This is a genomic window from uncultured Gimesia sp., from assembly GCF_963972345.1.
Taxonomy (GTDB): Bacteria; Planctomycetota; Planctomycetia; order Planctomycetales; family Planctomycetaceae; genus Gimesia.
This window is the reverse complement of sequence record NZ_CAXAVM010000188.1, coordinates 1-13,192: the sequence shown is the minus strand read 5'-3', so window position 1 is coordinate 13,192 and position 13,192 is coordinate 1. Positions and strand designations below refer to the sequence as shown.

The window sequence follows — 13,192 nt, the reverse complement described above, 5'->3', positions numbered from 1 at the left end:
CTGACGTTCGATTATTCTTACCGATATCCGGCTGAGGTTTTCCTGATTTTGAAGCGTGCATTTTCAGGAAGAATTACCTATCATGCAACATTATTCCACGACGTCTCGAGAAACAGATCGCGAAATGACCAAACACATAACAAAACACATTTTTGTCACTGGCGGTGTCGTCAGTTCCCTGGGTAAAGGCCTGACTTCGGCATCCATTGGACTTTTACTTGAACAGCGCGGCTTGCGAGTCCGCATGCAGAAGCTCGACCCTTATATCAACATCGATCCAGGAACGATGAACCCCTACGAGCATGGCGAAGTTTATGTGCTCGATGATGGATCAGAGACCGATCTGGATCTGGGACATTACGAGAGATTTACTAACAGCCCGCTCTCACGGAAATCAAATTATACCACTGGTCAGATTTATCAGCGCGTGATTGAAAAAGAGCGTCGTGGCGAGTACCTGGGAGCCACCGTACAGGTGATCCCCCATATCACGGATGAAATTAAAGAATCCATTTTTAATCTGGACAGTTCCGATGTCGACGTCGTGATTACCGAGTTGGGCGGGACAGTAGGCGACATTGAAGGCCTCCCCTTCCTGGAAGCAATTCGTCAGATCCCTCTGGATATCGGCAAGGAAAATTGCCTGTTCATCCATCTGACTCTTCTCCCCTACATCAAAGCAGCAGGGGAAATGAAAACCAAACCGACGCAGCACAGCGTAGGCCTGCTTCGTCAAATTGGTATCCAGCCCGATGTGCTGATAGTCCGCACAGAACGCCCCATGGATAAAGACCATGCAGACAAAATTGCCTTATTCTGTAACGTCGAAAAAGGGGCCGTTATTGAAGAGGTGGATACCGAGTATTCAATATACGAAGTTCCGCAGGGTCTTGCCGATGATGGCCTGGATAAATTGATCGTTAAAAAACTGCAGATTGATGCAGAACCACTGGATCTGTCTAACTGGCGATCCCTGCTGAACCGTATCAAGAATCCGCAACATGAAGTCACAATTGCGGTGGTCGGTAAATACATCGATCACAAAGACGCTTATAAATCGATCTATGAATCCCTGTTCCATGCCGGATTCCATCATTCCACTCGGATTCTGCTTAAACGGATTGAAGCGGAAGAAATTGAACGACAGGGGGCGGAAGCTTTGCTGTCTAATGTAGACGGAATTCTGGTCCCAGGCGGCTTTGGCAAACGTGGTATCGAAGGAAAAATTGCTACGGTCAAATATGCCCGCGAAAACAAGGTTCCTTACTTTGGAATCTGCCTGGGAATGCAGTGTGCCGTGATTGAGTTTGCCCGCAATGTACTGGGGCTCCCCGATGCACACAGTACAGAATTTAACAGTGAATCCAGCGCCCCCGTTATCTGCCTGCTGGAAGAGCAGAAAGAGATCACAGAAAAGGGAGGCACCATGCGACTGGGATCTCAGGATTGCATCATCTCCAAGGACTCTCAGGCACATACCTGCTATGGTGCTGACTCAATCAGTGAGCGTCATCGCCATCGTTATGAATTCAATCCCGAATATCGTAAACAGATGATTGAAGCTGGCATGATTCCCACTGGTACCAGCCCCAATGGTAACCTGGTTGAAATCGTTGAGATTCCAGACCATCCCTGGTACCTGGCTGTGCAGTTCCATCCGGAATTTAAATCGAAACCAGTCAGTCCGCATCCCCTGTTCGCAGGTTTTGTCGGTGCTGCATTAAATTACCATCAACAGAAAGTACGAGTCTCTGTCTGATTACAAGACAGAACGTACTCATTGCTGTCCCACCAGAAACAATGGGCACATTCTCCGATGAGTTCCAAAAAATCGGACGCAGACCTGAAGATTTCAGGTCTGCTGAATATCAATAAACCACCAGACCTGACCTCCCGCCAGGTGGTCAACCAGATCCAGAAGCTGGTAAAGCCAGCCCGGGTCGGTCATGCAGGAACCCTGGATCCCCTGGCGACGGGGGTGCTGGTACTGTGTACTGGTTCAAACACTCGCCTGATTCGCTTTGTCCAGCAGCAACCCAAAGAATATATCGGTGAATTCGTTCTGGGAAAACGCAGTGATACCGATGACATTACAGGCGAAATCAGTGAGACTCCGGACTGTCGAACAGTAACACGGCAGGAACTGGAGTCATGCCTGCCCGCATTTCAGGGGAGGATCGAACAAATCCCGCCTCAGTATTCCGCAGTTCATATTGATGGACGTCGTGCCTACGATCTGGCGCGGCTTGGTAAGTCATTTGAAATTCAGCCACGCGAAGTGGATGTCTACGAGATAGAACTCCTGGACTTTTCCTTTCCCCGCTTTCAACTTCGTATTGTCTGTGGTTCCGGAACTTATATCCGTTCGCTGGGCCGCGATCTGGGCGAACAACTGGGAGTGGGTGCGATCATGACAGCACTGGTGCGCACCCGTATCGGCCCCTTCAGTCTGGATTCAGCACTGGATCTGAACGAGGAACTTTCACTCGATCAGGTCACCGGGAATTTGCAACCGGCGATTCTCGCAGTGGATCAAGTGCCGCAATATCATTGTGATGAAAAAGAACTCCTCTCACTCAGCCAGGGACAGAAGTTACAATGTGCGTCTGAGCGATTTCCCGCAACCCAGGTGAATATCGAAGTGGCTGTCATCAGCCCCAAAGGTGAACTGGTGGCAATTGCAGAATGGGAGCCGGCAGAACATCAACTGTCCCCACGACAGGTTTTCTATCCCGCACCCAATAATAATTAAATCTACTCAAGCTGTAACGGCTAAGTAGATAACCGCTGAGAGAACGCAACATGAAACTCATTCTGGCCAGCACGTCTCCCTATCGCGCTCAACAATTGAATCGAATCGGCTTGGAATTTGAGACGTGTGACCCCAAAGTAGATGAGGACCTGTTCAAGCAGGCCGGATTTACTCCGGAAACTCTGGCTGAAGTTCTGGCCCTCGAAAAAGCCAAAGCAGTAGCTCAGCAGAACCCACAGGCTGTGGTCATTGGAGGTGACCAGCTGGTCTCTTTCGGCAACAGGATCTTGGGGAAGCCTGGCACCGAAGAACTTGCGATTGAACAGCTACAGTCAATGCAGGGACAAACCCACCTGTTGATCACAGCAATTGCGGTACTCGGACCAGACTTTTTAGAGACCCACATTAATCAGACTACGCTGAAAATGAGGGAGCTCAGTAAATCTGCCATCGAACGCTATGTTCGCTTTGATCAACCGCTGAACTGTGCAGGAGCCTACAAACTTGAAAGCCAGGGAATCACATTGTTTGAGGAGATCCAGTCAACAGATCATTCTGCAATCACAGGCATCCCGCTGATCGCCTTGACTTCACTGCTGATGAAAGCGGGAATCTCGATCCCCTGACGGCAATTGAAATCTCAAATAACAATCCTTAAATAATAAAACGCCTGCAGAAGTTTCCCTCTACAGGCGTTTTTCAGGTTACAGGTCATCAGCATTCAAACGGACTGCAGGTCCAGCAAAGCTTCCCGCAGCCGATTTCGGGCAGTGTGCAGTCGCCGTTTGATCGTTCCAATCGGGCGATCAAATTCGTTGCTCATCTCCTTCAGGGACTGACCTTTGAAGTAGAATGAGATCAGCGTTTGCCGGTCAACTTCACCCAGCTGTTCCAGCCCACCTCGCAATTCAGCAGCCCGTTCAATTTCCAGCAGTTTGTCCAATGGACTTTCTGGTTCATCGTCCAGGACGATGATCGTATCCGGGCTCTGAATGCATTCGTTAGGCCGACGCACAGCTCGATTGATTGACATCCGGACGGCAATCTGCCGCAACCAGCCACCAAAACGCTCCGGTGCATTCAACTGAGACAGTTTTCGCATTGCCTGGATGAACACATCCTGTGTCACTTCGCTGGCCTCTGCATGATTCCGTAATCGCTTCATGACAATCGCAAAGACAGTGGATTCAAACTGAACCACCAGTGAACCAAAAGCTTCTCGATCACCATTCTGAGCAGCAGTAACTAATTCAATTAAGGTCTGATCTTCCATTGTAATATCTCTTCTCTGTCCCTGAAAAAGGACTTTTATCCAAGGAGTATCAAAGTGGGCATGACATGCAGTTTCGATGTGAGAACAGAACAGCATCAGGGTCAGTCGAGTGCAGGAAAAAGAACGCATCTTTCGCCTGCAGGACAGACACCCAAGGTGTTGCTCACGCCATCGAACATGGCACGGTCAGTTCAACCCGGTTTGGGTTAAACCAACCACTTTGAGGAACGATTTTCTGCTGAAAAGCAGGGAACAGGAGGCTGCCTACGAAGCAGTTCCGGTCACAGTGGTCTGGGTACCCGTTATCCGCGTATATCTTTGATATAGCGAATGCATTGATGGTTGATGTTGACAACAATGCCAACCCATCGGGGGGGTCCCCGGCATACCACCGGATTCCGACAATCGTTCTCCACTTAGAGGGCTTAACGAATCCAGACGGAGGGCGGCACAGACGACATCGATGGCTTTCACGACAGCTGCTTTGACAAACGCGCTGTTGTTAATTGCTTTGACGACGAAACGACGATTCTGTTTATTGAAAATCATCAGTGCACCTCCTGCGTTAAACCGCAGAGAAAGAGACTAAAAAAACGAGGTTGCTACCTCGAAAGAAAAAACGGAACAATTCCGTTCACAAATAAATACAGAAAATCCCCAACTCATAAATCAGGAATTCTCCCACACCAGCTAGACAAAGTCTGCAAGGCAAAGGTTCTCGTATTTTTGACAGTTTTCGGTAAATTGTCGAATCTTTCAAGAGAAGATTTGCAAAATCCGTTCTGATTCTACAACCGCCAAGGCATCAATCAGAGCCTGACAAAATCGTATCTCATTAAAACAGTACACTTTACGAAACCAGAAACAGTCCTGAACCTGTTGTAACAAATTTTCAGTTATTTTTCTGTTTTTCAGACTGCTGGGAGAATTTTTGACTGGAAATGATCGTAAACACCTTGAATCCGCCCTGCAACGTCTTAACTGGCAGATAGGTTTTTGTGACCATGGCCTGTTTGCGCATTCCCAGACTGAAAGAAAGATACGAAGCAGTAATCCCCTGCTTTTTCAGGAGTTCATCAGAAAAGAGCCCCTCTTGTCGACGGCTTTCCGATAACACATTATGGATTCTGGCAACTGTGACAGGTACATCGACCAAAGCCAGAATATTGGCTTCTTTGAGCCCCTGTTTTCGTGCTTCCTGAAAAGCGGGTTGATTTTTTGCAATCTCCGATGAGCTGTCGGGTGCATTCAAGGCATCCAGGAGCTTTTTCATCGACGCCGTTCCTCCCATTGCCTGCAGGACTTTGCCCTCAGGATAAGCCATCCTGTTTGTGATTCCCTCAGGTCCGTACAGAATTTCCAGCATACGTTTCTGAACCTGAAGTGGATCTGAGCCAAGATCAACCTCCTGTTTGATGACAGTCAGGTCTACTGTTTCATCGCCGATTTTTTCAGCGTCTGGAGTATACTTGATTTCCTGCTTGACGCCGGGGAGCGACATATTTTTCATCATGGCCATCATTTGACGCGTATATTTTCGCATTTCGGCCGAAGGAGAGACTTCTGAAACCGTGTAGGCATTCAATACACCTTCCGACAGTCTGCCTAATTCGAATGAGAAATAATAACTCCCAAACTTCAAACTGCGAATCGCTTTCACAATTGAGTCAAACTTCTGACGAGCCTCCTGATTCTCAGCGGTTTCATCAAACATCTGTGCCGTAAAATTCATCCCCCAGGTAATCAGGGCATCTGTATTACCGGCACCTGCAAAATATGCCAGCTGCCCCGCAGGAAATTGCCCCAGTTGTTCAAATTTTTGAGGTGGGTTTTTCTGAAACAGCTGATCAGTCTGCGAGTCTGATTTCACTTCAAACAGACTCTCCAGCCCGATGCCTCCCTGCTCGACTGTAAGTGCCGTTGTATAACTATGGGAATCCTGAACAGCCTGTAAAGCCCCTTTACCGAGTGTGGAATAAAGGGATAGAATCGGTTTTGTATTCACACCGGGTGTGGTCTTTACCGTTTTCGAAATCCGATTCAAAGCCTGCTCAAGCTGCTGCCCCGCCAGTTCCAGTTGGGACTGGTATACTGTGACCAGCTTTTCTGAATTGACATAAACAGACATATCTCCTGACGCAAACAAAGCCTTTGCTTCTTCACTCATCTGCGTCTGAAAATTGAGTATCGGATCTTTCGTCACCTCAAGTGCCACATCGACGAGGCTCTGATCTTCACTGTAAAGGATCCACTTATCCTGGATTACAGTTTTTTTATATTTCTCATTGAGCTCCGCTGCGAACGCCGGTCCATCATTCACCGGGATCACATACAATAGACCGGGGCGTTTTGTCTCACTCAGAAAAACCCCCACACACATGTCGCGAGTATTATCGACACCAGCCATTGTCGGGTTAGAAATGGCACGTCCCAGAAACGTCCGCAGATTCCCCTGCAGAATTGTGCTCAGAGATTCATCCACCTGATTCATGATGGAAGTCAATTTCTGCCGGGTTTCACCAGGCTGCTTCAGACGGATCACAATCCCGGCATGTGTGGAAATGGCCTTTTGAGGAAACTCGTCAGCGAAACCGACTGCACAAGACGAAAAAAACAGACTGAGAACCAGCAGGTTCTTCCAGTTATCAAACATAATAGAAACACTCCATCCATTGAATTACGCGAAGTTGGGGTAGCTTGAAGCCTTATTATATACTTTGCAGAACAGGGTGAGCACTGCTCCAGCTCGATAAACAATAACTATTCTTAAACCGTTCATAAACATAAGGTTATCTGTTCTTTTCCGGTGTTTTTTTTGAGAGTGACAGATCATATCAAAACAGGGCCATTTAATCTGGGAATCATGGGGCAGCTGAGACACATTTGACCGTCAGTCAAACAATAGCGATAAAAAAACATAAATCTCATACAGCAACCTGAACCATTAAATCAGACCCCAAATCCTAATCGACTCTCTTCTCTAAGCTTAAATTCTTCCGATAAAAGTAATGTCTTTCTTTTCTGGATGAGAAAATCAGCGAGTGGCAGCCCGAGGATCGTGGCCCATTCTGAAATGATTTCTCAACCGTTCTACCGTTTTCTCAATAAGACGACAAAGATCTCGTTGAAGGATCACAAAGAGAATCAATGTCTACTGGATTTGCCGGCTCTCGTTCCATGGATGAACGCCGACGTCGCAGACTGGCGTCGGAATCTTCTGAGTCTTTAGAAGACTCGAACGAGGATACCATATCTCAGAATATCGCCCGAACCCATCGTTTCGCGGCTGGCCAGTATCCGTTGCGGACTCTCATTTTCCCCCGACGCTGGAAACTGTCTGTCTATTATCTTCCCGTGCTCCTGTGTCTGGCTGCGATCGTTGCTGCTGACCTGTATCGACCGGAATTGACGAAGCCGGACTCCGCCCTGGCGGGTTACCTGTCTTTGAAATCCAGTCCACTTGCACAAGTTCTGAGTGGCGCATTACTGTTGATTTCGGGGCAACTGGCTCTGCTCATCGCCTCTTTACGAACGCAGAGTCTGCATGACTTTTCAGGCAGATACCGTCTCTGGAAATGGGTGGCCTGTGGTCTCTTTCTATTCGCCCTCTGCACAACGACCAGTCTGCACCAGGTCTGGTCGACTACCGTCATTGAATTAAACCTGTTTGACTGGGGCCCCCATACCCAACTGTTAGCCTGGATCGTGCCCACACTGGTACTGGGTTCCAGTGGCGCCTTGATGACTTATCTTGAATTACGCGGAGACCGTGCGGGATTGAATATGACAATCATCGCGATCGCTTCCTACGTTGGGTATTTAACATTCCAGTTCACTGACAACCTGATTCCGGGAGCCGCCTTTCATTATTTAATTGGTTCCGGCTTATTGATGTTCGCACACTGGTGTTTCTTCACCAGTCTGCTCCTGCATACACATCACCTGCTGTACCAGTCTGTCGATCTGCCCGAAAAGGTCCCGTCACGATTCACAAAATTTGGAGGCGAGTACCTGCGTCGTCGACGCATCAGACAAAAAGCAAAGCAAGTCGCCAAAGCAGGCCAGCGTAAAAAGCAGCTGGAAGCAACCCGACTGCAACAGGAAGCGGCTGAGAAAGATCGTCAGGAAGAACAGGCAACCCAGAAACAGAATCAATCAGAAACTCCTGCTGCCCCAAAAGAGCCGAAGCCTGCCCCAGCAGCGGTGGAGAAAAAAACCGTTTCGAAAAAGACGAAGGCTGCCGAACCAGCAAAAGCTGAGCCCCCACCAGAAACCGCAAAACCTGCTCCGCAGCAGAAGACCGGTTCGACAAAAAAGAACGTGCGTGTCGATCAGTCACACGACCCGGAACAGCTTAAAGGTTTGAGCAAACGGGAACGCCGCAAACTGCAGAAACAATGGCGTGAAGCAGAACGCCAGAACGCCACTGAGGACGAATCAGACTGGTCATAATTCTCATTTTTTTATGATCCGGTTTTAGATTACGCTCGTTTCTCTACTCCATTCTGTATAGACTCTCTCTGTGTGGAAGCGGGGCGTTTTCCACTCATACTTCCCAACCCGCAGTTGAAACTACATCGACCTGAAGATTCAAAAAGGTATCACTCCCATGTCTGACGACAATTTTTATTCTGAAGATAACGATTTTCCACCTGAGTCTTCTTCACAGCCTAAACCGGGAATGAGTACCGGCGTGAAAGTCCTGCTGGCCCTCCTCGGCTTTGGTGGGATCTGCATGCTGCTGTGCTGTGGCGGGCTGTATTATTTTGCGCAGCAGGTGGGAATGGAGTTTACACAGAATAAAGCGCGGGTCAGAGAAGTTCAGAAGGAAATCACGGATATTACGATCCCTGACTCCTTTGAACCGCAGGCCGCCATGACCATGAAAGTCATGAATATGCGCATGGCGATTTATGAACATGATCCCAGGCCCGGCGAATTATTTTTACTGAGCATGGGAATTGCCGACGATGGTATGCTAGATATGGATAAAGAATTCCAGAGAAGCATGAAAAATCAAAACCAGCAGCAGCGAGAGCTGAATATCACCAAAGAAGAACAACGGGAATTCAACATCGATGGTGAGAAAATCAAGTTCAACTTCGCTGAAGGTACTGACAAAAGCGGTAAAGAATTTCATCAGGTCTCGGGAGTCTTCCCTGGTAAACTGGGAGCAGCCTTCCTGTTTTTACAGATCGCAAGTGAGAACTATAACGAAGAGGAAATCGTTCAGATGATCGAATCCATCAGGCTCCCCTCAAAAGAACCTGCTGAGAACATCGAACCCGAAGCCCCCCAACCCGACACCAAACCAGAACCTGCCGTGGAAGATGCGAAGCCTGCTGATGACCAGAAACCTGAGACTGATTCAGAATAAACAGCGATTCAAAATAAACAGCATGCACGTTTATCAACTGGTTTCAAGGCTCGAGCGTATCCGATTTAACCAGAGCGTCTCCCCATCTCTTTCAGGAGACGCTACAGTAAAACGGACACAGTCTAAGGAGCCGAGATGATCTTCACTTGTGGCGGATGTGCATAATCTTCCCACAACCGTTGGTCCCGCTCCGCATCTGGCTTGCCGTCATGTACATAGAAACGATAGCGTGACTCGAACGTCTTTCCAGGTTCAATGATGAACGGGTCCAGAGAAGCGACCGCAAAACAGAAGTAAGGCATCGTCGGATGCAGTCTGACCGGTTGCGGAAACCGGAAATTTCCGGGATGACCCAGAATCGCCACTCCCGCTGTCTCCTCCCCCAGTCGTCCATACATCTCAACCCATGCGGGGCGCGACTGATTGCCTGTCAGCTTATCTTTCCCTTCACTGGTCAGATAATTATAGGCATCCGCACCATGCCAGTCGGCGTGACCACGTACGGTCATGCCTCCATAATGGATCTTATCAATCGTGACCGGCTTGTCAGTAGCACACTTCTGGATCGACCTGATATCGAACAGAAACTCTTCCTCCAGTGCATACACCCTCACCTGCCAGGTCTCTTTGAGCATCGTTACGGGACCGGATTTTTTGGTCAGATCAATATGATCAATCGTGGTCGCAAATGATCCAAAAACGGGTCCACCAGAATACGAATTGACCTGGTTGTGCTCCACCTTCCCCAGCTGTGATTTCTGATCCCAGCCATTATTCTCACGACCTTCAAACAGGATTTTCCGCCACGATAACATGATTCCATGCTGATGCGGATGATCGGGATTGAAATCGTCAGAGATCACTTTTCCGGAAGGCGTGTAGAGCGGATGTATGTAACCACTTTTGTCATAATAAGCCTCATCCCGCTGGGGTGCTTTGACGATCGCATGGTTATACGTCAGAACCGGTTTATCAGCGACTTTGACATTCAAGTGTTCGCCGTCATCGCTGACGGTGACCTGCTCCTTCTGCTTTGTCCCGGCTCCCCCGGTCAAAATCTGGTATTTCCTGGTCGAACCGGCAGGCAATAGCTCCTTTACAATCCAGACCAGTTCTTGCTGTTCACCGACCTGGCTGATCTGAACCGGAATTTCCTGCTTATTATCCAGACGAAACAGGGTCAGATGTTTCTGATTCCTGAACTGTTCCGGCAGTGGAATGCTGACCACACAATTTTGCCGCGCCTGTCTGCCCGCATTCACTTCCAGGAATAAACCGGGGCCAGCTTCAGAAACAGCGAGGCTTCCCCATTGAATCAACATCAGTAAAGCGAAGCTGTAAATCAGAAAATGTTTGAGTGTTCGATTTTTCATGATCAGAGAATCCATCCTGAGCGATATTCGCGCTGTAAGTATTTTGCTGCTTCGGGAACGTTAACGACCTGCATGTTTTCCGCATCCCATTCCACTTTTTTACCAGCCCGAAAAGCCAGATTTCCCAGCAGAATGGTTTCGGTCAGAGGCGCGGCATAATCAAAGTGACATAACGTGTTCCCATTGCCTTTACAGGCTTCATACCATTCCATGCGATGATTGCCAATCGCATCCGGAATTGTTTTTTCGGGTGGTTTGAAACCGACATATTTTTCCTCAGGCATTAAGACCCGCTTATTGTAATCGGCAGCGAGCATCCCCGATTCACCCACAAACAGAATCCCGGCCGCCCACTCAGGTCCCCCCAGATCAAGTACAGCCTGCGGAGTATTTCGGCCGTGATACCAGATGACTTCTACCGGAGGCATCGATTCCCGGGCGGGGAACTGCCAGTGACAGTCGAGCCAGAACGGAGTCGAATCAGGATGCAACTCAGGGCCCTTTGTTTCCACTGTAGTGGGATACTGCAGGTTCAGGGACCAGAAGATCAGATCCATGTAGTGGCAGCCCATATTTCCCAATGTTCCATTGCCGAAATCCCACCAGTAGTGCCAGTCATGGGGATGATAGCAGGGATGAAAGTTCTGCATGGGAGCAGGTCCGACCCACAGATCCCAGTTCAATGTGGGGGGAATCGGCTGGGGACTCGTGGGACGGTCGACGACACGCTGATAGCGTCTCCAGCCACCGGGTTTTCCAAACCAGACATGCACCTGTTTGACATCGCCAATCGCGCCTGACTGGATGAGTTCGACCGTTCTGCGGTAATTCTCTCCCGCGTGATTCTGCGTCCCCATCTGTGTGACCACTTTATGTTCTTTCGCGACCCGTTGCATTTCACGAACTTCATGGATCGAGTGTGCCAGTGGTTTTTCACAATAGCAGTGTTTTCCACGACGCATCGCTTCATTGGCAATCGTCGCATGTGAATGATTCGGCGTGGTCACAACGACGGCATCGATCGCTTGATCGAGTTGATCCAGCATCACACGAAAATCGGCAAAGGTTTTCGCTTTGGGATATTTTGCTGCATATTTCGCCGTGCGCGCGGAATCGACATCACACAGGCCGACGATGTTCTGACTGGAGACCAGTCCCAGATTTGCATTCCCCTGGTTCCCCAGGCCGATACAGGCGATGTTGAGTTTCTCATTGGGGGACTTGCTTTCCGCGGACAGCACACTTCCGCCAACCCAGAGCCCGGCACTTCCCAGCACCGCATCTCGTAACATTTTTCTACGCGTGATTCCTGAATCTAATGGCATTACTTTACAGCCTCTCTTCTTTCAGTTTTTAAGCTCGGAGACATCAACCATTCTACATGGATTTCAATGCAAAATGAAATTCGTTTTCCGTGTCCGGGCTGACTTTTTCCAGGAGCTCTGTCTCCGTGTTGTATTTCGCCGGTATATAGGATTCCATAATATCCTCACCAAAGTCTTTTCCCTTTTTTCCTGTCTTTCGCGCCGCTGAGATGATTACTTTTTTTGTCCCCACGGGGCATTGCAGTTCAAATTTGCCCTCCCGGATCTGACCGGCTGCTGCCGGCCCTGCCCCATCGGCGGGTTCAAAAATAATATCCCCCACAGGAATGCTGTCTCCGTCCAGTGAAACAGTGCCCTTAACTGCTGCGATTTCAGGTCCCGCACTCCCCTGGTTCCCGCATCCGGTAAATATTGGCAGAAACAGCAGAAACAAAAACACAGGATAAAATTGAATCATTCGTAATTTGAAAATGGTTGACACCTCGATCCGTTTTTAGAAATTTGATGAGAATACGTCTGCGAAACAAGGAACTTCAGATCTCATATTCTCTCCACACTTCACTACACGTTCCTGTGCTCTTCTGAAAACTGCTACACATCCGTTGTACATCAACACTCCATTGAAAATAAATACTGAATAAATTCGACTTGACTCCCCCCCGCGTCGAAACAAAATAAGCACCTAACTGAGTCGCGCGCGTGTCCAGTTTACAGTGCACTGAAACACGCGCCAGTTGTTCTGGCTCTTCACTGCAAATGAGCCTGTTTTTTCCAGATTTGCACTGCCTGAAACCACACCGGTTCGTGATGGTAGCCTGCGGGTCGTCGCACATCGCAGCTCTTCGCCCCGGGACCGCCCCGGCATCGCCCAACATCGATCCTCTGTCAACCCGTATCGCCACATGTTTTATTGAACTCCTCTTGACCCACACACGCCCATCCCGAAAATAATCCACCATGCAAAGAACCACTGATCCCAGCCAACAGATTGATCAGCAGATGAAACCCCACAAAAATAACAAACACTCAATGTCCTCTCCCCCGTGCGGGTGCCACTGTCGGCTTGCCCCAATACTGTTCGGCACGGAATTT

General features: G+C 48.8%; 12 protein-coding genes. 5 read left to right on the top strand and 7 right to left on the bottom strand.

Annotated elements, in window-relative coordinates; all coding sequences use genetic code 11:
* Positions 1 to 124: 124 nt before the first annotated feature.
* From AACZ40_RS23315 to AACZ40_RS23305, 3 genes are read left to right on the top strand one after another with little or no spacing between them, the layout of a single operon-like run.
* On the top strand, positions 125 to 1,759 hold the full coding sequence (locus tag AACZ40_RS23315; RefSeq protein ID WP_291172943.1) for a CTP synthase: 1,635 nt from the start codon (positions 125 to 127) through the stop codon (positions 1,757 to 1,759).
* 57 nt (positions 1,760 to 1,816) lie between these two features.
* Entirely contained in the window at positions 1,817 to 2,752 is a 936-nt protein-coding gene (truB, locus tag AACZ40_RS23310) for a tRNA pseudouridine(55) synthase TruB (protein WP_291172946.1), read from the top strand.
* A gap of 50 nt (positions 2,753 to 2,802) precedes the next feature.
* Entirely contained in the window at positions 2,803 to 3,378 is a 576-nt protein-coding gene (locus tag AACZ40_RS23305; protein ID WP_291172949.1) for a nucleoside triphosphate pyrophosphatase, read from the top strand.
* 95 nt (positions 3,379 to 3,473) lie between these two features.
* Here AACZ40_RS23305 and AACZ40_RS23300 read toward each other — a convergent pair whose 3' ends face one another.
* The 3 genes from AACZ40_RS23300 to AACZ40_RS23290 form a co-directional block, all read right to left on the bottom strand.
* Positions 3,474 to 4,025: a sigma-70 family RNA polymerase sigma factor gene (locus AACZ40_RS23300; RefSeq protein WP_291172951.1), complete on the bottom strand. Its 552-nt coding sequence runs from the start codon at positions 4,023 to 4,025 to the stop codon at positions 3,474 to 3,476.
* 264 nt (positions 4,026 to 4,289) lie between these two features.
* A complete protein-coding gene (locus AACZ40_RS23295) occupies positions 4,290 to 4,574 on the bottom strand; it encodes a hypothetical protein (RefSeq protein WP_278470729.1) in 285 nt (94 codons plus the stop codon).
* Positions 4,575 to 4,917: 343 nt separating this feature from the next.
* A complete protein-coding gene (locus AACZ40_RS23290; protein WP_291172957.1) occupies positions 4,918 to 6,678 on the bottom strand; it encodes a hypothetical protein in 1,761 nt (586 codons plus the stop codon).
* A gap of 494 nt (positions 6,679 to 7,172) precedes the next feature.
* On the opposite strand from AACZ40_RS23290, the gene AACZ40_RS23285 reads away from it, so the two are divergent.
* The gene (locus tag AACZ40_RS23285; RefSeq protein WP_291172959.1) at positions 7,173 to 8,477 is read left to right on the top strand and encodes a hypothetical protein; all 1,305 of its coding nucleotides are present in this window, start codon (positions 7,173 to 7,175) and stop codon (positions 8,475 to 8,477) included.
* 157 nt (positions 8,478 to 8,634) lie between these two features.
* Positions 8,635 to 9,402 carry a hypothetical protein gene (locus AACZ40_RS23280; RefSeq protein ID WP_291172962.1) on the top strand — a complete coding sequence of 256 codons (768 nt, stop codon included), beginning with the start codon at positions 8,635 to 8,637 and terminating at the stop codon, positions 9,400 to 9,402.
* A 122-nt stretch (positions 9,403 to 9,524) separates the two neighbouring features.
* On the opposite strand, the gene AACZ40_RS23275 is transcribed toward AACZ40_RS23280, so the two are convergent.
* The 4 genes from AACZ40_RS23275 to AACZ40_RS23260 all read right to left on the bottom strand — a co-directional run.
* On the bottom strand, positions 9,525 to 10,775 hold the full coding sequence (locus AACZ40_RS23275; RefSeq protein WP_291172965.1) for a PmoA family protein: 1,251 nt from the start codon (positions 10,773 to 10,775) through the stop codon (positions 9,525 to 9,527).
* A gap of 2 nt (positions 10,776 to 10,777) precedes the next feature.
* Entirely contained in the window at positions 10,778 to 12,100 is a 1,323-nt protein-coding gene (locus AACZ40_RS23270; RefSeq protein ID WP_291172967.1) for a Gfo/Idh/MocA family oxidoreductase, read from the bottom strand.
* 52 nt (positions 12,101 to 12,152) lie between these two features.
* Positions 12,153 to 12,581 carry a hypothetical protein gene (locus AACZ40_RS23265; RefSeq protein ID WP_339676042.1) on the bottom strand — a complete coding sequence of 143 codons (429 nt, stop codon included), beginning with the start codon at positions 12,579 to 12,581 and terminating at the stop codon, positions 12,153 to 12,155.
* Positions 12,582 to 13,007: 426 nt separating this feature from the next.
* The coding region (locus AACZ40_RS23260; protein WP_339676039.1) for a hypothetical protein at positions 13,008 to 13,192 on the bottom strand (185 nt) is incomplete at its 5' end.